The following is a 22702-nucleotide window of genomic DNA, read 5'->3' on the forward strand; positions in this document are numbered from 1 at the left end:
AGTATAAGCTTTTAGAAGCCTGCTGTTGTTTTCTAACCTAACTTAAGATTGGTGATTTCTCGCCGTGTGATGCTCTATTCCATACTCGCACCGGTAACCAAAACCAATATATCGTAAACAACCTCTGTTTCACCGACATAAATACCCCATCGGAAACCAACTTCTTCGGTACGCTCAAATTGACCACTACCAACAAGTTCTTCATCAATGTACATTTCATAGTCTAAGCCATTATCACGAACTCGCATATCAAATGGTTTACCAATAGTATTATCAGTAATCTTGATCTTGTCACCGATACGTGGATAGAACCACAAGCTTCCATCGCCATGCACTCTCAACATAACTGACCAATGGTCAACGTTGTTGCCTTTTGCTTGAAACAATGAACAGTAATGGTCTTTTACAGGTTGTGCTGAACAACCTTTTGCTTTTAGTACGTTAAATCGTGCAGAAAATTCATGCCATTCACCTGGTGCCCAGCGTTCATCAGGGCTAAAAACCTCTATGCGAGCTGCTAGCCCACGTGAACCACTAACACTTTCTTCGTCTTTAAACAGGCGGAAAATCTGAGTATTACTGTCCTCTTGATACCAGCGACTCCATGCATCAAATTTATTTGGGCTAATTGATGTGTTACCAACCGTATGTATGCGGTAGTTATTAGCCTCGCTGTTGATTGGTCGATTACCATAGGGACCAGTTTCTACCGCCTCTTGGTTTATAGTGATAGTCGAACCTTCGACACCTTTTGAAGTTGGCGTGCCAAGTGGTGATAGATTACCTGTGTCTAATACCTCTTGCCAGGTCATATCAGTCCCGTCTTGGCTATAGAACTGACTAATATCCACGGGTAGTTCTCCTTGCACTGTGGTTACAGATGATTGAATGGTACTAGAGTGGTAGCCACCAACATTGCCTCCAGTTAAATCCTGCCCACTGCTATAGCTCTCAAAGTCATCGGAAAAGACCACTTTTTGCAAATCATTTGAGTACACCTCGAGGTTATCCACTAAAAACTCGTAGCGACTGGTTTTATTTACCGAGCCTACACGCAAAGAAAAACGGTCGATTGGACCAGCGATTACAGCGTAGTTTACGGATTCGTCAGCAATAATTTCTTCGTTTTGTGTTATCTTAAATGTAAAGTAGTTCTCGTCCCAGTTTATTTCAATGAACATAGGAATGCCAAATTCAAACTTACCCACCTCGTCAGAGAATCCAGGATTTCCTTCACGGTAACGAATTCTGCCTTCGCCTCCTTCAGCTGGATCATTATCCATTACGATATCGCCGAAATTTTTCCCAGATGTGAAACTACCGTTAAAAAGACCCACGTATGCGTAATCGCTTTGATTGTCACCAACCTCATCATCGATGTTGAGACGTACAGTGGCATCGAATGTGAATTTACCTGAGCTGACTTTATCTGATGGAACAGCAAAGCGAAGCTCACCGGCGCTGGTGGTCAAAAGATCTTCAATTTTACCCACTTTGTTTTCAGTTGCATTGTCGGCCTTGTATACTGCATCATTTACAGCTTCATCATCAGAGAGATCGTCGCCGATTATGTCGCCATAACTTCCATCAACGATGGTAAGTACATTATCCTCAACTGAATACGTACCTGATATTTCTGAAGTAGAATCGTCGCCGTAGTATTTAAATGAAATGGCTTGATTATCTTCATCATGGATATAATCAGAGTACTCTATTTGATAGTTTCCGGGTTCTACGTCATCATAATAGTATTTCAAACTCTCGTCAGAAAACAGATAGATATTGGGTAAGTCCGCTGATGTTTTGGATAGAGAACTTGCGCCACGGGGGGCCAGCTCCCACAGTACACCAGTAAGCTTGTCATTGCCTACAGGTGGATCTATAGGTCCACTATTAGACTGTTCTTCACTGTTGCAACCAGCAATTAGCATGGAGCCACAAAGTATAGATAGTAAAACCCTATTCTTACTCATATAATGTTTCACCTAATGTTGGAATTAATTTTAATTGTAAGTATCTCTCTTTACACCTAATTTGGTATTTCTAAGTATTTTTGTGCGATTTATTTAATTTTGCTTATATATTACTGAGGTTACAATGTAAATAATTGACAACTTCCATGTCAAAATTTGCTTCTTCTACTATCAAGCTTTAATCCGACATAATACCCTTATTAATTAATGAATAAGCTATATGTGAAGAAAGGAAAGGAACCGACCTAACACCTCTAAATAGACAGCAATATTGAATACGCCTTATCGCTGATAAATTACTGACCGCAAGGTTTTTATTTTTCACCAACCAAAGATTTTCTTTCAATAAATGGCATTAGTCGCTTGACATTGGCGAGTGTCACACTTCGCCGTTGAACTGGGGCTTGTCAATCGCAAATTTTGACGTTATAGAACCCAAAGATAGGTGTTATTTTTTTGATCTTATGCTGTATGTTACTAATTTTAAAACTAAAGAAATTTTGAAAATTAAAGGTGTGTTTTTACGATTAAATTTCTTAATTTAATCAATAGTGATAGGGTTTATCTTTATCTTTATCTTTATCTTTATCTTTATCTTTATCTTTATCTTTATCTTTATCTTATACTAATTGATGTGTTGCTATTATAAATTTATAACAGTTATTTTTACATCTATTTTAGGGCAAACAACAATGTACAAAAACATTATATTTTTTTCAATGCTAGGATTAACTATATCTGCATCGGCTTTTAGTGGTGACAAAGTTTCCGATAGCAATAATCAAGGAACTGATATTCATAATTTTTACGTTCAAGAAGGAACAGATCCTACTTGGTCACAAATCTTAAGTACAGATGCTTTAAAACCACTACAGACACATACTTCAGCAGGTTTTGAAGGTTCTCGTATTAAAATTGATCACGAGAAAGTGGAGACCGGACCTTATGGTAATCGACCAATTAATAGCGAAAGCAATAAGTATCGTATACATACCGTAGGCCACCCTTCGATTACGCAAGATAAGTTTCATCTGTGGAGCCGTTGGTATCAAGAGGACGGTAACACACAAATTTTTCGCCTGTTTAAAGACGAAGAGAATGTTAGTAATCAGCGTAAGCTAGCAGCTCGGGTAGAGGCATTTAGTCCTCAAGACCGCTGGTTACCAGAACCTAGTGTTTGGCATGAATTTTCTGCACGTTTCAATGTATTGAACGCTGCGGGGTGCTCAGCAGAGCCTGTTAAAAAGCATTACTGTTCTTTGTTCCAAGCTAAAGGTAATAACGTAGATCATTGGTCGGTCATGTTGAGAGTGCATGGTGACGGAAGCCTGTGGTTCTATCCACGCGGCGCCAAGCACACTAAAATTCGTGACAATGTCTTAGGTCAGCCATTTAATATGAAAGTTCGTGACAATGGCTTGGATTACGAAATGTATATCGATGGTGAGTTAGTGGGTACTGGACAATTTAAAAGAACCGAAGAAATTGGATTCAGATGGGGAATCTATGTTGGTTCCACTAAAGTTCTTGATGATATTTTAGTTTTGGTTACTGGGGCAAGTATGAAGTAGCTTTATTGAGAGAGATAAATCATTTCAATAATAAGTACACGAAACAATAGAAGTCATACCGTGATAATTTTTCGGTATAACTCATGATAGTTATGGTTCATCGTTTGTCAATTAATTGAACTGTTTGTCAATACATTACCTGATTAATTATTTTAAACTGTACGTGGGGATTAAGCTGTTGAAACAAATGTCACTTCTTAAGAACAAACTATTGTTCATTTGTATCGTACCTTTATTGCTCGTGTCATTGGCCTTATTTACAACCACAATCAATGAATTGAATTATTTTAAAAAAGAGCAAATAGAGCGCGAGCGCGTCGTTCTATTGGAACACAAGCAAAGTGAATTAAAACACCTAGTAACGTTAGCTCTATCATCCATGCAGGATATATTAAAACTACCTGCGTCAAAAGAGCGCGATATGATGATTATCGACATGGCGAACCGTTTTAAATTTGATGATAATTCTTTCTTCTTTCTTAACTCTTATGATCAATGGTCGATTGCAAATGGTCGAATAAATAGAACTGAACCAAAGAAGCTAAATTTCACTCGTGATTCCCCAACTGAACTGCACCCGCTTGAAAAAATGGTTCTCCAAGCTCGATCTGGTGGCGGATTTGTACAGTATGACGCGCAAAAAAGCTCAAATTCTGCATACTATCCCAAGCTTGCCTACACGCAAAATGTACCCGGTTATGACTGGTTAATCGGTACAGGATATTTTATTGATGATATTGAGCTTGCTGCGCAAGAGAAAGTTAACTCATTCGAATCAACCATCACTCGAATTATGAATCAAACAGGTCTTATTGCTTTAGGGATTTTTATTCTTTCATTAGCCGCGTGTGCGTTCTCAATCATGAAGGCCTTAAAGCCATTTGATAATATGAACGAAGCATTGCAAGACATTGCTCATGGTCAGGGAGATTTAACCCATAAATTGGTTGTTGAAGTTGATGATGAGGTGGGTCGATGTGCTAAGTCATTTAATGACTTTTCAGAAAAAATCCGCCTGATTGTCAAGACTGTCTCAACAGAAGCGCAGGTGATTAAAGGCGCGTCTACTGCACTAGATAACTCATCCCAATCCAGTTTAGAACTAGTACAAAAGCAAAAGGTTAAGACAGAATTGTTAACGCATGTCATTCATGAAATGATCATGAGTGCACAAGAAATTGCCAACAATGGGGTTCAAGCCGCTAGTGCTGCTAATAAGGCAACAGAGGAAGCAACAAAAACATCTGCTTCGCTATGCGATGCTGTGCAAGAACTGAGCAGGCTCAATGAAGATATTCATCTGTCCTCCAATGCAATGAATGAGTTACGACAAGAGACTGAAGCAATCGGCTCAGTACTTGAGGTGATTCAACAAATAGCTGAACAAACGAACCTGCTGGCTCTTAATGCCGCCATTGAAGCTGCCCGAGCAGGTGATCAAGGCCGAGGGTTCGCAGTTGTAGCGGATGAAGTAAGAACACTTGCCAGCAGGACCCAGGCTAGCACCGAAGAGATTCGTGTGATGATCGACAAACTGCAGATTAGCGCGAATAATGTTGTGGAATCTATGACAGTGAGTAGAGCATCGAGTGTTCATGCTAAAACAGTCACGGAAGAATCTAACCATTCCCTGGTTCGGGTTAATCAAGCAATCATTTTGTTGAATGAGGTAAATGCTACGATTTCGACGGCTGCCAATGAGCAGACCTCGGTTACGGAAGAGTTAAATTCTAATCTACATGGCTTATTTGAGCTTACGAATAATACTGAATCTGAGGTGAATTCGGTCGCTAGGATTAGTGAAGAGTTGAAGCAAAATGTAGTCGCTCTCAATAAAGAGATGTCGCAATTTACGGTGTAATTGGCGATTCGACTCAAACATAAAATGACGTTAATGGTGCTGACTAGGATCATCATTTAATAGCTAGGGCTTTGTTGCGTAATTCAGTGGAATAAATCCAGAACCTGCGACCTAACCAGCCACACCCACTACCTCTCATGGCTCTCTGATCTTTTAGATTGTGAGAGTCAGTGTAAAACAAACAGAATAAGCGCAGGTGGCCACGTCAGTTCAATGATTTAGCTATCACGACGGCACTCATGGTGAAAGGGTTTTTCTATGCTACTGAGAGCGCTGCAAGGATTTATCGACTCAGTATTTAGGTTAGCCCATGTACCATTAAGGTGTTCGCATTACACCTGTATCAGTCGTAGAGCCAAACAAGTTGAGGTTTCATTGAAGACTAAAACGAAAGGAGCGATACGGCACATAGCCATTGATACTACTGGCCTTAAGGTTTATGGCAAAGGCGAATGGAAAGGCAAAAAACAGCACGGATGGCAAGCGTAGAGTTTGGCGAAAGCTTCATATCCCAGTAGATACAATTACTCATGAGTTCATTGTTGCCGAACTAGTTTTACCAACGATTACAAATCGATAGGTACTCCCGAACTTACGAAAACAAATACGCCGAAGTATCCTTGCGGTGGCTGGTGATGGTTCTTATTACACTAGAGTATGTCAAACTGCTAATAAGATTATGGGAGCCATCGAAATCTCGCCGTGGGCTGCCAAAAATTATATGGTTCAAATAAGTATTGAAAAGTGCGGTATGGATACCACAAACGTTCACTTTCAGAAGCAGCGATGTGTCGAATTAAACAGTTGCTAGGAGGGTAACTTAGCTTAAAAATTACTATTCACTCTGCTGATTTCTTATCAATCTTTGTCTAACATCACTACTAGCCTAGTCTAAGGGACAATTGTTAAGAACTCCCGAGGTAAGATATCCCCTTTCTCATAGCTCAGCCTGATTTACATAGTCGCACTTCTATTCGCGACTTCGGGCTATTCTATCTGTAGCTAGGTTACCCAAGCTGACTATACCTACTATCAGATATCTGTTCGTCAAGCTATGTTTTGCCATTTACTTCCTTCAGATTCCACCTCACGATAGACACCCTTGCATAAGCTAACGTGTCCTGCTCGATAAGGCACGTAGAGGGCTTTGACCTCCTAGGTTGGTGCTATGCTCGGCGCATAAAAAAACGCCCGACATTCCAGATCAGGCGTTCTTATTCATAGCTCGTAACGTAGAATTTACTATCTATTACTGACTATCATACCGCCGCTTCTTGGGCGATAGTTTCTTCTTTCTCAACCGAGAGTTTTGCCACCAGTTTGGATAGAGCTTCTACAAAGTAGTAGTCACCATAGATGAGAGAGCAATTAACACCCAATCCTTTAGGACAGTTGAACGCCCCTCCAGTTAAGATTCCCTGCTGATTATCCTCGCCTGCTGTACAGTAGTTGTCATAAAGACTCTTTAGGATCCTATTGGCGGCTTCAAAGTAATGTGCTTTCTTTGTTTCATCTTCAACAAGCTCAGAGATGAGTAACATACCACTCGCAGCACACGCCGCTGCAGAAGTATCTCTTGGCGTATTCTCATCTCTTGGAGCTCTAAAGTCCCAATGTGGGACTGCGTCTTCAGGTAACTGGTCAATAAAGAAGTCAGCGGTTCTCATGGCTGCTTCTAGGTATCTTGGCTCTCTAGTGTATTTATAACTTAATGCACAGCCATGAACCGCCCACGATGCGCCTCTACTCCACGCAGAATTCTCATTGTAGCCTTGACCACCGTAGTAGCTTTTCACATCACCAGTAATATAGTCAAACTCAACCATATGCCTTACCGAACCATCTGGTCGAATAAACTCTTTAAGCACAGTATCTGCGTGCGCCATGGCAATCAGTTTGAATCGCGGTGCATCTAGTTGGTCAGCAGCCCAGTAGAGAAGAGGTAAGTTCATCATACTGTCAATAATACTCAAACCTTTCGGGTCTGCGGCACTTACATCATTTTTATTCCAAGCGGTTAAGAAACGTCCATTGATGTTAAATCGACTCGCTAGGTGACTCGCTGCTCTAAGTGCACGATTTTTAGAACGCTCGTTGCCAAATAGTTCATACTGCTTGATTGAAGTAAGTTGCCACATAAAGCCAACATCATGGTGGATATTAACATATTCATCAAGCGGGCCATCCATCGTGTTCTCGCGTGCTATGGCGATGCCTTTGAATGGCTGGTAGTGCTCTTTCTCATAAAGCAGCCACAACAAACCAGGCCAAAAACCGACAACCCAAGCCCAAGGAGCGTGGGTATCTTCATACCTACCTTCAGACGTCATGGAAGGAAACTGTACTGAAATGTCTTCACTAGTAAATTTAACTTTCTCAAACACACTTTTCCAAGCGTTATTTGCCCACGTTTTATCTGAATCCATTTTTATCCCTCTACTTCTTTCGGTGATAATTACGTTTAGTTCATAGCTCAAATATAGGGTAATCACCTTGGAAAAAACATGTCTGTTTTTGGTGTAATCAGGGATGATTTTTGCGACGGTCGGCACCCAGTTTAGTGAACACCAAATGAAGTAGGCTTTAATGTGATGGGCACACCTCCCTTTTAGGGTCGTAGTGCCAGACGAATAGTACAACCAGTGAGAACAATAGTTCGGGAGCTTAACGACCAAGATTCGACAAAAATAAAGCCAACAATTCACACAGGCTGAAAAGCGTAATTAATCTGTTGTGGGGGCCGGCGAGGTAGCCTTTACATTCCCATACCGACAGAGATGAGTCCCTGCCAACAAAATAACGCCATAAGATCCATTCCATCGACGCAGTCACCCACGGAGGGACAATCCACATGACAGGACCAAAAATAAATAGGATACCAGCGCACAAGGCTGCTTTTTTGCTCATCTTTCGTTCGTTGTCACCAAAAATCGATAGCAAGAAAGCGCGTTATTCGCGTTGATAGTTTGCTTAAGTAGCATCATCACAACCCAAAGCCAAAACACTTGCCAATAACTCAAATTAGCACCCATATAACTATAGGTTGGGTAACATCTATTGGTGTCACTGGCCCACCAACTTCGAGCAACGCAAATGCCCCTAATCGCAACCAACAAATGAGTTGAATGACACTAGTCGCAGACACAGTCCACGAGCCGCCACTCGTGACAATAAAATTCACGATTAGACCAACGCCAACAATCGTCACTACAAGATCAATGTTAAAAACCGCGGCTGCGAAAAGCGCTAAACCGTTTAACCAGATCGCCGCAAACATAATAGTCAAAGGAAAAGAGAGCCAGGTATAAACTTGCTCAGATGCTCGTCCGAACCGAACCTTGATAGCTTCCATAGCCGTCTCAACGCGCATCTTGCGATAACGGGGAGCAAAATAGCCAGCCGCGACGAAAAAGCCAAAGGCATTACCCCAAAAAATGAACAATACTGTCAGCCCATCCTCATAGGCCTTGGCTGCAGCCCCCGTAAAGGTCCACGCGGAAAACTGTGTCATGAAAGCAGTAGCGCCCGCCATCCACCACATCATTGCTCCACCACCGCGGATAAAGCTCGAACTATCTGTGGCAAAAAGCTTGAACACTAAAGCGGCGAACAATAAGAAAGCAAAGTAACCTACAATAATAACAGTATCAATGAGCTCTATATCACTCCTTATACATCACAGATTATTCATTCACTGCGATTAGTCCTATTGGTTTCGCCGTCCATACGGAACTCAATGACCGCAACAATGAAACTCGACTCAAATCACAGTTAATGGTTAAAAGTAGAAATATTACTACCTCGCCTTCAAGTTACGCTGATAGATTACAATTACCTGGAACGCTGTTTCAAATAAAATGCAACCTCTAATTACTTCTTGAAGGCGCGGATGATGGTAAAACCATGCTAAACACGACATCCTTTAGTCAACATCTACGCTCTAACGTTTATCAACACAATAAACATACAAAGAAACAATCAGTTAGAAATTTAAAATCAGATACTTACCAAACGTTTTTAACTCAGTAAATACTGATAAAACGGGTCACTCTCAAGCTGGATATTTGACTATGAGCCAATACAAAATAGCGATCATCGGCGAATGCATGGTGGAGCTACAACGCAAAGAAGAACTACTAAAGCAAAGTTTCGGTGGTGATACATTAAACACCGCGCTGTATCTTTCTCGTTTGACGAAAAATTACAACATTTCAGTGAGCTACATTACCGCATTAGGTAATGACCCTTTCTCTGCTGAAATGCTAAAAGCGTGGTCTGAAGAGGGCATTGATACCGATCAGGTACTGCGTCTAGACGACAAAATGCCCGGCCTTTATCACATCGAGACCGATGAAACTGGCGAACGCACCTTCTTTTACTGGCGCGGCGATGCAGCGGCTAAATTCGTGTTCGATCAGCCAGAGAGCCAATCCCTTGTCGATTCATTGATGGATTACGATGCGGTTTACCTAAGCGGCATCACCTTGGCTATTTTAACTGACACTGGACGTGACACCCTGTTTAGCTTCTTAGAGAAGTTCAAGGCCAAAGGCGGCAGCGTCTTCTTTGACAACAACTATCGACCAAAATTATGGGCGAACCGAGATACCGCTCAGCGCACGTACCTTGCGATGCTCGGTTTCACGGATACCGCATTGCTCACCTTCGAAGATGATCAATACTTATTCGGTGACACATGTCTAGATGAGTGCATTGAACGCACTCAGCAAGCAGGCGTCTCTGAAATTGCCATCAAGCGTGGCGCAAAAGAGTGCCTAGTACTTAGCGAAGGTCGCGCAGAGTATGTCGCGCCTAAGCCAGTTAACTCCGTTATTGATACCACAGCTGCGGGGGACTCATTTAGCGCCGGTTATCTTGCCAAGCGCCTAACAGGTGGTGATGCATTTAGATCAGCGGAAATAGGACACAAAGTCGCCGGAACTGTGATTCAGTACCGCGGTGCAATCATTCCTAATACAGCAACGCCAACTCTTGATTAGTAGGACAAAACAAATGACAACTCTAAATGAACAGCTAGCAAGCCTTAAAGTGATTCCCGTCATTGCCATTAACAAAGTGGAGGATGCTATTCCTCTAGGTAAAGCATTAGTAGACAACGGCATGCCTTGCGCAGAAATCACGTTCCGTACCGAATGCGCAGCAGACGCAATCGCTGCAATGCGTCAAGCGTATCCAGAAATGCTGATTGGCGCGGGTACCGTTCTTACCAACGAACAGGTGGACCAAGCGATTGAAGCTGGCGTTGATTTTATCGTAAGCCCAGGCTTCAACCCACGCACGGTTCAATACTGCATCGATAAAAACGTACCAATCGTGCCTGGAGTAAACAACCCAAGCCTTGTTGAGCAAGCAATGGAAATGGGTCTGCGTACGTTGAAGTTCTTCCCAGCAGAGCCATCTGGCGGTGTGGGTATGCTAAAAGCACTAACAGCCGTATACCCAGTGAAATTTATGCCAACAGGTGGTGTAAGCCTAAAGAATGTCGATAATTATCTATCCATCAAGTCTGTATTAGCATGCGGCGGCACTTGGATGGTTCCAGCCAACCTTATCGACGAGGGTCGCTGGGATGAACTAGGTCAGTTGGTTAAAGGTGCGGTTGCGCACGTTAACTAATTCGCCCCCCCCCCCCCCCGCTTATGGAAACTATGCCCCACGAGCTTTGGCCATGGGGCTAATTTCTTTTTGAAAAATCAATCATGATGGGATAATAAGGAAAAAAACATCCGCTCTAACCGCTATTTTTAACGAAACCGCACCCAGCTCAAATTTACTTACCTCAACCGCCGACGCAGTTACACAGTTACGCAGCAGATGACAGTCAAGACATTAAGCGTCCAAAGCAAGTCCATGCATCTAACAGGGAGCTCAATGAAAATAAGCCTACACACTAACCGTTTGTTCGCAAATGCCAATGATACAACGGCATAGTTTGCTTGGAATAATAGACTTCAGATGCCACCTTAAGAATAGACTTTTCCGTTCAATGTGAATCTTTGCTTTTGAGAATGAGAATGAGAAAGGAAAGCTAGTGAAACTATGAGACAACGACCATAAGTCTGTTGACTATCAAAAATAAAAAAACCAATGATAACACTGGCTGGCCAAATCCCGATATGGACATCAAAACAAATAATAAAATAGCCAATAAGTGGTGCTACGTTTGATTTGAAGCAGCCTCAGATATAAAATTTCAAGGAGTTCTGAGGCCACTTTAAGTCAGATCAAATTAATCAATCAAAGTGCGAACGTATTCAGCAATTTCAGTGACCTGGCAATTAGCAAAGAAACATTCTTGGAACTGAGCGCCACCAACAGCTTGCTTGACTAGATCTTGATCAATCGCTTTTAGTGATGCTACAACGTCCTTGCAAACAGCAGCCTTAACATCATTAAGAATTGCTGCGTTTTGCTGCTGAGGTACAACTCGTTCTACAGGGTAGCCTTCGCCACGAGCACCAGTAAATGCTTTTTCGAAGATATAACGAACATTCAGCTCTCCAGCCCAACCAAAGCCTTTCGCAAACGCCAATGAAATAGCATTACCATTGTTAATTTGGTTGAAAAGGAATGCATCTGATGGTTCTAAGCAGTAACCACATACCACACCTGGGTGAAGGTTGCTTGCCACCAACGCACCTTGGCCTGTGCCACAGCCAGTTACGATAAAGTCTACTGCTTTTGAGTTCAGTAGGATGCTCGCCATGATACCTAGGTGAATGTAAGTTAGGTGGTGGTCGTTTTCATCTGTCATACCGACATTGAATACGTCGTGGCCTAAATTACCTGCCACAAGGTTTAGTTCAGAAGCAACCATCGCATTTTTTGGTGCTTGGCTGTTTTCCATCATTAGTGCAATTTTCATAGTAGTTCCCCGACGAGAAGGCTCGTCATTAGTTTAATCTTAAACAAAATCTTTGCGCATTGGTGTGAACGTATCGATTAGCGTACCTGCCTCAACACACACACAACCGTGTTCAATATCTGGCTGCTTATACATGGTGTCACCGGCCTTAACGATGTGCATTTCCTCGCCAATCGTGAATTCAAAAGCGCCAGACAGCACATAAGTAAGCTGCTCATGTGGGTGCGAATGCATAGCACCAACCGCACCTTTTTCAAAATGGACTTCAACCGACATCATGTTGTCGTTGTGTGCAAGCACCTTTCGGCTGACACCATCACCTAAGTCTTCTAACTGCACATTTTTATTGAATACGAACATGTGTAAAAACCTATTATGTTTGTGATTCGCTAGACACCAAATCACTTGATTTGCGTAATCGATAAATGGTTACTAGGTTCGTCACTATAAGTGTCGCTTCAAGTAAGGTACCACCTATTGAACCAACCAATATATTGTTGATTAGCCAACATGTCGCACCAAGCAAAAAGCCAATACGCATTGCCACGCCGCTGAGAACAAACATTGAGAACGTCCCGATCATCGTGCCAAAAATTGACCAAAGCTGCCCTATACCATCAGCAACCCAAAACCACCTGCAACAACAATGAACAATACTGCTACAAGCTTGGACCGTGTATGTATCGATACCAACGTTCTTGCTGCCGACAGTCCGGCTGCCGCGGCAGATACGGTTGAACCTAGTAGTAAATAGTGGAAAAGATGATTGATATTAAAGACAAACATTAAAATTTTGAGCTGCCTGTCGTCTTTTTGGTAAAAGGTAGAAATTCCTAAACCAAAACTCAAAAAACCTAATACCTGTCCGACAGAAAATAGATCCATCACCTTCTCTTAAGCCTGTTAGCGAGACAACCAACCACCGTCAACGGCAATAGTGTAACCATTGATATAGTCAGATGCTTTCGATGCCAAGAATACACATGGCCCCGCTAGATCTTCCGGAGTGCCCCAACGGTCAGCTGGAATACGCTCTAAAATTTCAGCATTACGCTGCTCATCAGCGCGCAGTGCTACTGTGTTATTTGTTGCCATGTAGCCCGGCGCAATAGCATTAACATTAATGCCTTCTTTTGCCCATTCGTTAGCCATTAGTCGAGTCACACCCATCACTCCACTCTTTGAAGCGGTGTAAGATGGTACTCGAATACCACCTTGGAATGACAACATTGACGCGACGTTAATGATTTTGCCACCTTGGCCTTGCGCGATAAACTGTTTCGCTACCGCTTGTGACATAAAGAACACCGACTTTATGTTGATATTCATCACGTCATCCCAATCTTGCTCAGAGAAGTCAATGGCGTCGTTACGACGGATGATGCCTGCATTGTTTACCAAGATATCAATTCGACCTAACTCCGTAACTGCACGATCGACGATGCTTGGAATATCATCTAACTTCATTAAGTTAGCGCGAATATCAACAAACTTGCGACCTGTCTCTTCGATCATCGCAATCGTCTCTGACGGTTCAACAATGTTCACGCCAACAATGTCACAACCTGCTTTAGCAAGCCCGATAGCCATTCCTTGCCCAAGACCGGTATCACAACCAGTTACCACTGCTACCTTGCCTTCAAGGCTAAACGAATCAAGAATCATAATCTGTACCTTTGTAGTGAATGTGTGGTGAACAAAAAAAGGCCGGTGTTCACTCTGTTGAAACTTACATTACACAAAAAATGATACGATCTAAAGTTATTTTTGAAATTGCGTTTTAATTTTTAAAGTTAACTACAACTAATGTGATTGACATCTCAATTATTGGTTTTAAATTAATGAAATGGCTTTTCGAAACTACTGACTCGCTCGAACATGTCAGGTATAATCAGGTACTATCGAAAATGACTCAGAGCGTGAAATGGAAAAATCAACTCAACCGGAAGCTGTATCGTCAGTATTAAAAGTATTTAACATCCTCTCAGCACTGGCTAACCAAAAAGAGATTGGTGTATCCGAGCTATCTCAACGCTTGATGATGTCAAAGGCGACAACCTATCGCTTTTTACAAACCATGAAGACACTCGGGTTTGTTGAGCAGGAAGGGGAAGCCGATAAATACTCACTGACATTAAAATTATTTGAGTTAGGTTCAAAAGCTTTAGAGCATGTCGACCTCATTAATCTTGCTAATACTGAGATGGCGAAAATCTCCAAGATAATCAATGAAACTGTCCACTTGGGCTCCATTGACGAAGACTCCATCATCTACCTACACAAGATAGACTCCAGTTATCATCTACGTATGCACTCACGCATCGGTCGCCGCAACCCGCTCTACAGCACAGCTATTGGTAAGGTGTTGATGTCTCATATGGATGAGCAAGAAGTACGAGCTCTCTTGGCTGATGTTAAGTTTAAAAAACACACGCAGCATACGCATGAAAACGCAGACCAACTGCTTGAAGAATTGAACCTTGTTCGTGAGCAGCATTTTGGTGAAGACAACGAAGAACAAGAGCCAGGATTGCGTTGCATTGCAGTACCGGTTTACGACCGATTTGGTGACCCTATTGCGGCTATCTCTGTTTCGTTTCCTACTATCCGATTCGAAGAAAACCGCAAACAAGAGTACATTGCCCAGCTCCACTCGGCTGGCCGCAATGTTTCTGAGCACTTGGGCTATCACAATTACCCTGTCTGACATTAATACAGTTAAAAAAGCAGCACTCGTGCTGCTTTTTTTGCCGCCAAGCACTTTATTGAAACACCATTTCATTTAAGGGATTTACATGGGTACTTCAGCTTCAAATAACATTTTCGACTTTTTGATTCACCTTGACCCTTTCGACCTTCTACCAAAACAGGTGGTTGAATCACTAGCAGGCTCAGTCACAGTCAAATACCTAGCCAAGGGAGAAAGTATTGAGTTTCACTCGATGTGCGAGAAACGGTACCTCTATGTGATTCGAAAAGGCGCAATAGAGCAGCGTACCCAAATCAATAAACTCCGAGCCCGTCTCGGTGAAGAGGATCAGTTTGGGTTTACTTTCCTTGAGCCCCTTAATGAAGCAGAAGATGGCTACCGAGCGGAAGCTATTGAAGACTCGCTACTTTATCTTATACCACATGCAAACATTCAAGAGACGTGCAAGCAACATCCCGAGCTTAAAGACTACTTTGCCGCTACGGCAAAAACCCGTTTGAACTCCGCCATACGTTCTATCGTCAACAAAGAAGAGAAAAGCTTGTTCTTTCGTACGGTTGGAGAAGTCGCCAGCGAAAATATCACAGTATCAAGTTACGACGACTCGATCATGGATGTCGCCAAGGCCATGTGTGGTAAGCGTCGCAGCTCATGCGCCGTGGTACTAAAAGAACATGAAATTGTCGGCTTGGTCACCGACCGTGATATGACCCAACATGTTGTCGCTCAGGGCATAGATACCCAGCGACCTATTTATGAAGTCATGACACGTAACCCCATTTTGATCAATAGCGAAGACAAAGTGATTCAAGCGATTTCACTCATGTTGCAGTATAATATTCGATGCCTGCCTGTAATCGCCAATAACGAAGTAAAAGGCTTATTAACGACTACACATCTAGTTCATAACCATCGTACTCAATCGCTCTTCCTCATTGAAAAAATCAAGTACGCCAACTCGATCAATGCGCTTGCGAGTTTACGAGATGAAAAAGAAACTATTTTCCAAGCCTTGGTCGAAAGTGGCGTGAGCGCCGAAATTCATGGTCAGGTGATGTCGATGATCATGGATGCGTTCAATAGACGAATAATCCAACTAACTGAAGAAGTGCTCGGTCCACCACCTTGTGAATACGCTTGGATGGTTGCTGGGTCGCATGCAAGAAACGAAGTACACATGCTCTCTGATCAAGACAATGCTCTCGTACTCGCAGAAGATGCAACCAAGGATGATCGATTCTACTTCACTTACTTTGCAATGCGAGTGTGTAATGGATTAGCCGCAGTGGGCTATCCCCTTTGTGATGGCAAGTACATGGCAGCCACAGCAAAATGGAATCAGAGTGTAGGTCGCTGGAAAGAATACTATACAAAATGGGTAGCTAGTCCAGAATACAATAAACTGCTCAACATCAGTGTCTTCATGGAAATACGCTGCGTGTACGGGAACGCGGAACTTGTTGATACGCTTCAAAACCACCTACACCAGACCATTCATGCAAACCCTCGCTTTATCCCGGCACTAACACGCGATGCCATCGAAACATCACCGCCACTTGGTATTTTCAATAGCCTGGTACTAGAAAAAAGTGGTGATAACACTAAATCACTCAACATCAAAAAATTTGCGTTGAATCTCATCATCGATCTTGCTCGAATATACAGCCTTGCCGCTGGAGGGTCGCTAACAGGGACTGAAGAGCGATTTCGATATGCAGTTGAGCAAGGCACCTTGTCTCAAAACAGTTGCGACAACATTATCGGCGCGTACCGTTTTCTAACTCAAGTTCGTTTTAGGCACCAGCTCAACGCACAGCTTCGTGGTGATACTCCGGATAACCACATCCGCCCTGACGAATTCAGCAGTTTTGAACGCAAGCACCTCAAAGAAGCGTTCAAGATAATCAGCGAACTGCAGGATGTCGCTAAACTCAAATTTGTAGGCGGGTTCTAACATGCTGGCCAAAGCCCTACAAAAGCTATTCTCTAAAGGCGACAATATTGAAGCTTTGCACCAATCCATGCAGGCTAAACGCTGGTCTTCTCATGCCCTCGAGCATTACTTTGCCCACCCGCTCCCTAATGCAGAGCGCCCGTTGTCTGAACAACAATTTGTCGCACTCGATTTTGAAACGACAGGATTAAATCCTGACACTGATAGGATCCTCTCTATTGGAACGGTTGAGTTAAACTATGAAGAGATTGATTTAACCAGTGTTAGCGAAGTGATTCTGCGCTACGACGTTATTGTGCGACCAGAGAGCGCTATCATTCATGAAATTATGCCCATTCAAGTTCAAAAACAGGGGGTGGAGCCCGAGCCAGCACTCGATCTATTAATCGAACATTGTGCAGGCAAAACTATCATTGCCCACAGTGCGGGCATTGAGTATGGCTTTTTATCGTCGTATCTCAAAAGGCGCTATCAATTGGAAAAGCTGCCTTGTTACATGATAGACACCTTGATGCTTGAGAAGCGATTTAGCTATTTAGGAAAAAATAGTGGCCATGCTAGCTTCCAACTCGATGATCTGCGCCAACACTATAATTTGCCCGATTATCAGGCCCACTCCGCAGCCAGTGATGCATTAGGTTGTGCGGAGCTATTATTAGCTCAAGTAAAGAGACTAAGACTCTGTCATCGCCCGCTCAGTGAAGTGATGTGCAAACCACCCTATTAAACGTGACAACTCATGCTTAACCTGCCACTAGCTCTTGTTTTTCAAAACCATGGCTATTGGATTGCAGATCGTCCGATAGCCGTTTTCATTGAACTCAATGAAAATGGCTTGATTGACGCTTGCATCTGACTAACGGATTCTAAAATGCTTCCTTGCGGTACAGACTGAGATAAGTGTCCATCGGCAATCCGCTTGGTTAATGAAACGACGACATTGTGGTCATTAGCCCAAATGTAGGCATTGCCTAAACGATAATTGATAAGTGCAATGATGACTCGCTTCTAAGCCTCTCCTGAAGTGCGACTTTACGAGATTACATCCGATGCTTGCTTCTTTGCAAACGGAAGAAATGATGTAACCTCATACTTTATGGTTTCAACCAATAAAATGAAGTCTATATCATCCGCCATTACACCCCTAGGACAAGCAAGAGAAATAGCAATCATAAATTTTGCGAACAATCATAAAACTTCCTTAATGAAATTACATAAAATATCAATTGAAGCATCAGTTTAAAAATCATATCAAGATCTATAATCAAATGAGGCCACATACGTCCTTAGAATACCAAACGCCCGATGAATTACATCGAGCGTATGGTTAGAAGTGTCAACCCATATCAGGACGGGGCAAGTATGTAACTTAGTACGACCTAAATTTAACATACTGACAATTATTATTTGGTATCACTTTAACCAGCTTACCTGTTAGGCTATTACTGCTCACATAGTTTGATGTCACGTTAACTGAGCCGCTACCATCAATGCTGGATAACGTCCCCCTGAAATCACAACTATTATTTGCATCACTGTCCCACAATTGCACTGTCTTTCCTGCGAGATCTCTATCAATCGCTACACAGCTTGCTTGGGATAAGTCCAACTCCATTTTCTGCCCCCAACTATATTGGGTGATGACATCACACCCTTCAGATACAGGTGGATCGACTGGATCAACAGGCTCCTCTGGATCGACCCCCTCCGGAGGCCAAGAACCTCCAGCCACAGTGACACCAGAAGTTGGTATCTGCTGATGAACGCCCTCTGCCAACGCTTGATTCCAAGTCGCTATTGGCTCTTCATTAATATTGAGATGTTTGTACTGGCTGCCATCCCAATTGAGCGCGTACTCGACATCAGGTTCATCGAATAGCCCCCATCGAGTAATACTCTCACCCGAACTCTTTGCTTTCTCCAGTGTATTGTTGGTTAGGACATTATTAGGCCCTGTCGGTCCTGACCACTTACTGGCGTGGTCGCCGGAGCCAACCCAAATCGGTTGCCACGTTGACCCCGATTCTGGCGCCCCATTAGACCAACTGCGATGCTCGTACGGCACGGCGATATGATTTAAGCGAACCAAATTATTTCGCTCCCAGCCACCGTGGAAGTTCATATCAACATTCAGTGTATTGTGCTCGACGATATTTCCAGTCGCTGACCATTGGAGAGCGAGGTGTCGAATGTTACGAATATCGTTATTGTGGATCCAGCTGTTGTATAACTTAGAGCCACGAACATAGCCATTTCCGCCAGCCCCCTTATTCCACGAGCCGTCGATCGTGTTGTTGGAGATGGTGACTGCTTTGGCGAACTCACTGACAATAGGATGTGAACCGATCATGTCGATACGGACATTATCAACCCAGCCGTTATACGCCCACTTGAGAATGATGCCGTGAATCGCATCTTGTGCACATACGTTCTCATATCGATACAAGACGCCATTAGGGTTGCTCGCCGAAAACTGGTTGCGATTGTAGCCCTCACAATGGCTGCCTTTCGTGTCCATGGTTAGAAAGAAGTCTTGCAGACCAAAGTTTTCTACCGCACTGACTGGCATGACACGGCTGTTGTAACCACTCTCATTGTTTAGCGGGATATCAAACTCTAGAGCGCCATCAAGGGTGACCGAATTGTTGCCACTGTTTACCGCTGTCACTTTAAAAATCTGTGTGCGCATGTGACCGGTTTTTATGTGACTACCACTTCTTCTCGATTCTGGCACTTGCCCTTTATCCAAAAACGCTTTGTCGTTGGCGGCACCGACATAAATAAGATCGCCCTGGCTAAACTCACCGGCTTTTCCTGATTCTATTACAATGGTGTTGTCACCCATTTTTGCAGGTTGTGCAAACTCAATGCTGTGTTTCCAGTGGAAGTTGACGCTCCCCTCGTAAGCGGGTTCCTTGACATGCTTCTCTCGAGTTTCGACACGAAATACGCCAAAACCAGGCCAGTATTTCTTATCAAAATCAGGAGCATTACTGGCATCCACACCATAAGGTGACCAAGACTTAACGACTATTTGAGTACCCGTGGCTGGATCGCTTCCCGCCCCTTTGATAACTAACCCTGACTTGTCAATATGGATTTCATCACTCAGGTTAATAGTGCCCTGTGGCAGTATTATCACCGTATTTTTACTCGTAGAAGCGGTAACCTCATTGTCAATAATAGCTTGCAATGCAGCAGAATCATCGATGCCATCGTCGACGATAACACCGTGATCAACTGCGTAGATAGTATTTTGAAATGTCGTAGGTAACGTTGCGCCTTGTTTATAACCTGGAGCTGAAATGCCAGATGCGCTATATAGGGTTAGAGGAATAAGTATGGCGAGTGTGTTCACGTTCATTTTCACGTTTAGATCTCCCTTCCGCGTTTATTATGTACTTCTTTTAGTTACTGGTTAAAAAAAGGAGCTACTGTGAACTGCGTAGCTCCTCATGGGGGCATTAGAATTATGTGGCGCTACTAGTCGTAAGCTTATCGGCTTGTTTTGCACTTTTCAGAAGCAAACTACCAACCGTCACAATGACCGCTCCACAGAAGACAAAGGCCATTCGTCCCCAGAATGGATTCGGGATGAGTACCATTAGCGTCACTAGAACACCAAATACAAGAATCAATTTGCCTAGCATGTTGCGTTGTTGACGATCCAACTCATCTTGACCTGCTTCTTCTACTACAGGAGTAGCAACATCGCTCCAGAACTCAGTCAGTTCAGATTCACGTTCACCAACTGGCTCTTTGTAGAACTTAGTGGTTAGGCAGAAGAAACCACCCGTGATGAACAAGTGACCCATGATACCGAGTAAGACTTTTAGGTCTTTCGCTTCACGGCCCGTAAATGGCGTGTCTAAGTTCAGCCAGTTTGCTACAACATCGGCAGTAATCACGAAACTAACAAGGTAAGAGACAATAATACCGACAGCCAATGTTGCCCATGCCGCCCAATCTGGCGTCTTCTTGATGAAGATACCGAAGAATAATGGGACCAATATTGGCATCTGCAGTAGCGTACTGACGTACATCATCGCATCGAACAAGCTCAATCCACGAAGAGAGTTAATGAATAGGGCAACTGCGATAATCAGAGCACCAAACACCACAGTAACCACTTGGCTTACACGCATTAGTTTCTTGTCGTCAGCCTTTTTATCAATGATTGGTGCATAGAAGTTACGAACAAAGATACCGGAGTTACGGTTAAGGCCAGAGTCCATTGAAGACATGGTCGCGGCAAATACCGCAGACATAAGTAGGCCAACCATACCAACAGGCATCGCATTCTCAACGAATACCAAGTAAACCGCATCCGCTGCTTTTTTACCTAGCTGTGCTGCGTGCACTGTGGCTGCATCTGGGTAGATCACTGCCGACACCCAAGGAGGCAAGAACCAAATAGCAGGACCAATCAGCATAAGAACAAACGCAAGTAGCGCAGCTTTACGAGCATTGGTCGAATCTTTAGCTGTTAAGAATCGATAAGAGTCCTGCATGTTGTTGATGTTTTGAAGCTGCTTCACGAACATGAAGATGAACCATGCCACGAACAACAGCGGATAGTTCATATTTGAACCCATGATCGAATCCGCAGGGAACTGTTCAATTAGGTTCGTAGGACCACCTATCTTAATTAGAGCGGCAACAGCACATACCACGGTCACGGCCATAATGACCACCATCTGAACAAAGTCGGATGCTACAACACCCCACGCGCCGCCGATAACAGAAATAAACAGGACGATTAGACCTGTAACTACGATTGTTGTCTCAATATCTACTTTAAATACCGCACTGACAAACAGTGCCAAACCATTTAGCCAAATACCGGTATAAACGATGCTGGTTGGCATGGTCGCCCAAGTAAATACTTGCTCATTTGTAGCACCAAAACGACGACGAACGCCTTCAATCGGTGTTACGACTCGCATTTGGCGAAAACGGTATGAAAAGAATAACCAAGAAAGTAAAAAGCCAAATGCGTTGGCCATAAATACGACCATAATGGGAAAACCATCGGTAAAGGCTTTACCTGCTGCCCCGGTGAACGTCCAAGCACTAAATTGCGTCATAAAGGCAGTTGAGCCTACCATCCACCAGAGCATTTTACCGCCCCCGCGAAAGTAGTCACTGGTAGAACTACCTGCGAAACGTTTAAAGATGACGCCTATCGCTATCATAAAGATAAAGTAAACGCCCACGACGAGCATATCGACATTCATTCTGAACTCCTTTTACATTTTACTTATTTTTAGACTAATTTTTAAAACTACGTTTCATTATTAAGTAAATAACGTTTTTATAAAGTCCAACCAGGTTATTATGTGAGCTATGTAACCAATTATTTCTAACTGTATGATTTTGTGTTACCACGATCAAAGAATGCGCAACAGGCAAGATCAACCGTTTCTTATATGGTTGTAGGTAACTCATTTATTAACCCATGACTCACCCTTTATTGTATATATCACCAAGTAAGATAAGGCACAGTGTGCGTTTACTATTGGATGAGTAGCGAGCCAACTCTGACTTAATAAGCACATAAGCGTAGACAAGATAAGGGCTGAACAACCCAACAAGAAAAAACCACACGCACCATAAAAAATGAAAAACCGTTTCATTCATCACAAAAACCCACAGTTCGTTGGTAATCGCGACGCTACAAGTGCAATAATGAACCATCGTTTTATTTTCATCGAAGCAATTTTTATTTTAGAGGTAAGTTTATGGCA

General features: G+C 43.0%; 16 protein-coding genes and 2 pseudogenes. 9 read left to right on the forward strand and 9 right to left on the reverse strand.

The window, feature by feature from the left end; all coding sequences use genetic code 11:
• Positions 1-74: 74 nt before the first annotated feature.
• Positions 75-1973, reverse strand: a complete 1899-nt coding sequence (locus AC3CH3_RS16020) for a hypothetical protein (RefSeq protein WP_488538658.1) — start codon at positions 1971-1973, stop codon at positions 75-77.
• A gap of 692 nt (positions 1974-2665) precedes the next feature.
• On the opposite strand from AC3CH3_RS16020, the gene AC3CH3_RS16025 reads away from it, so the two are divergent.
• From AC3CH3_RS16025 to AC3CH3_RS16035, 3 genes and pseudogenes are all read left to right on the forward strand, one after another.
• On the forward strand, positions 2666-3544 hold the full coding sequence (locus AC3CH3_RS16025) for a hypothetical protein (RefSeq protein WP_488538659.1): 879 nt from the start codon (positions 2666-2668) through the stop codon (positions 3542-3544).
• A gap of 187 nt (positions 3545-3731) precedes the next feature.
• Complete coding sequence (locus AC3CH3_RS16030; protein WP_488539096.1) at positions 3732-5405, forward strand: methyl-accepting chemotaxis protein; 1674 nt, start codon at positions 3732-3734, stop codon at positions 5403-5405.
• A gap of 176 nt (positions 5406-5581) precedes the next feature.
• Positions 5582-6221 (forward strand): annotated as a pseudogene (locus AC3CH3_RS16035) (IS5 family transposase); the annotation flags it as partial.
• A gap of 443 nt (positions 6222-6664) precedes the next feature.
• Here AC3CH3_RS16035 and AC3CH3_RS16040 read toward each other — a convergent pair.
• Both AC3CH3_RS16040 and AC3CH3_RS16045 read right to left on the reverse strand, forming a co-directional pair.
• Positions 6665-7831 (reverse strand): glycoside hydrolase family 88 protein, encoded by a 1167-nt coding sequence (locus AC3CH3_RS16040; protein ID WP_065677427.1) that lies wholly within the window; start codon positions 7829-7831, stop codon positions 6665-6667.
• A 590-nt stretch (positions 7832-8421) separates the two neighbouring features.
• On the reverse strand, positions 8422-8949 hold the full coding sequence (locus tag AC3CH3_RS16045) for a sodium:solute symporter family transporter (protein WP_240508203.1): 528 nt from the start codon (positions 8947-8949) through the stop codon (positions 8422-8424).
• Between the two features lie 526 nt (positions 8950-9475).
• On the opposite strand from AC3CH3_RS16045, the gene kdgK reads away from it, so the two are divergent.
• Positions 9476-10405, forward strand: a complete 930-nt coding sequence (gene kdgK / locus AC3CH3_RS16050; RefSeq protein ID WP_065677430.1) for a 2-dehydro-3-deoxygluconokinase — start codon at positions 9476-9478, stop codon at positions 10403-10405.
• Positions 10406-10418: 13 nt separating this feature from the next.
• The gene (locus tag AC3CH3_RS16055; protein ID WP_065677431.1) at positions 10419-11042 is read left to right on the forward strand and encodes a bifunctional 4-hydroxy-2-oxoglutarate aldolase/2-dehydro-3-deoxy-phosphogluconate aldolase; all 624 of its coding nucleotides are present in this window, start codon (positions 10419-10421) and stop codon (positions 11040-11042) included.
• A gap of 613 nt (positions 11043-11655) precedes the next feature.
• Here the strand turns inward: AC3CH3_RS16055 and AC3CH3_RS16060 are convergent.
• The 4 genes and pseudogenes from AC3CH3_RS16060 to kduD all read right to left on the reverse strand — a co-directional run bounded on the left by AC3CH3_RS16060 (position 11656) and on the right by kduD (position 13956).
• On the reverse strand, positions 11656-12291 hold the full coding sequence (locus tag AC3CH3_RS16060) for an RpiB/LacA/LacB family sugar-phosphate isomerase (protein WP_250617735.1): 636 nt from the start codon (positions 12289-12291) through the stop codon (positions 11656-11658).
• Between the two features lie 39 nt (positions 12292-12330).
• Complete coding sequence (locus AC3CH3_RS16065) at positions 12331-12651, reverse strand: cupin domain-containing protein (protein WP_261839798.1); 321 nt, start codon at positions 12649-12651, stop codon at positions 12331-12333.
• 13 nt (positions 12652-12664) lie between these two features.
• Positions 12665-13176, reverse strand: a pseudogene (locus AC3CH3_RS16070) (YgjV family protein).
• A gap of 18 nt (positions 13177-13194) precedes the next feature.
• Positions 13195-13956 carry a 2-dehydro-3-deoxy-D-gluconate 5-dehydrogenase KduD gene (gene kduD / locus AC3CH3_RS16075; protein ID WP_065677435.1) on the reverse strand — a complete coding sequence of 254 codons (762 nt, stop codon included), beginning with the start codon at positions 13954-13956 and terminating at the stop codon, positions 13195-13197.
• 259 nt (positions 13957-14215) lie between these two features.
• Here kduD and kdgR point away from each other — a divergent pair, with 259 nt between their 5' ends.
• The 4 genes from kdgR to AC3CH3_RS16095 all read left to right on the forward strand — a co-directional run bounded on the left by kdgR (position 14216) and on the right by AC3CH3_RS16095 (position 18286).
• Positions 14216-14998, forward strand: coding sequence for a DNA-binding transcriptional regulator KdgR (kdgR, locus tag AC3CH3_RS16080; protein ID WP_065677436.1), 783 nt, complete (start codon positions 14216-14218; stop codon positions 14996-14998).
• An 88-nt stretch (positions 14999-15086) separates the two neighbouring features.
• Positions 15087-16955, forward strand: a complete 1869-nt coding sequence (locus AC3CH3_RS16085; protein WP_065677437.1) for a DUF294 nucleotidyltransferase-like domain-containing protein — start codon at positions 15087-15089, stop codon at positions 16953-16955.
• A 1-nt stretch (position 16956) separates the two neighbouring features.
• On the forward strand, positions 16957-17682 hold the full coding sequence (locus tag AC3CH3_RS16090) for an exonuclease domain-containing protein (protein ID WP_065677438.1): 726 nt from the start codon (positions 16957-16959) through the stop codon (positions 17680-17682).
• 499 nt (positions 17683-18181) lie between these two features.
• Entirely contained in the window at positions 18182-18286 is a 105-nt protein-coding gene (locus tag AC3CH3_RS16095; protein ID WP_167352292.1) for an integrase core domain-containing protein, read from the forward strand.
• Between the two features lie 38 nt (positions 18287-18324).
• Here the strand turns inward: AC3CH3_RS16095 and AC3CH3_RS16100 are convergent, their stop codons facing one another.
• Together AC3CH3_RS16100 and AC3CH3_RS16105 are read right to left on the reverse strand one after the other, a co-directional pair.
• Positions 18325-20325: a hypothetical protein gene (locus tag AC3CH3_RS16100; RefSeq protein ID WP_488538660.1), complete on the reverse strand. Its 2001-nt coding sequence runs from the start codon at positions 20323-20325 to the stop codon at positions 18325-18327.
• Between the two features lie 100 nt (positions 20326-20425).
• Positions 20426-22192, reverse strand: coding sequence for a sodium:solute symporter family protein (locus AC3CH3_RS16105; RefSeq protein WP_065677440.1), 1767 nt, complete (start codon positions 22190-22192; stop codon positions 20426-20428).
• Positions 22193-22702: the final 510 nt, after the last annotated feature.

It is taken from the genome of Vibrio sp. QJM3NY_35, assembly GCF_057785915.1.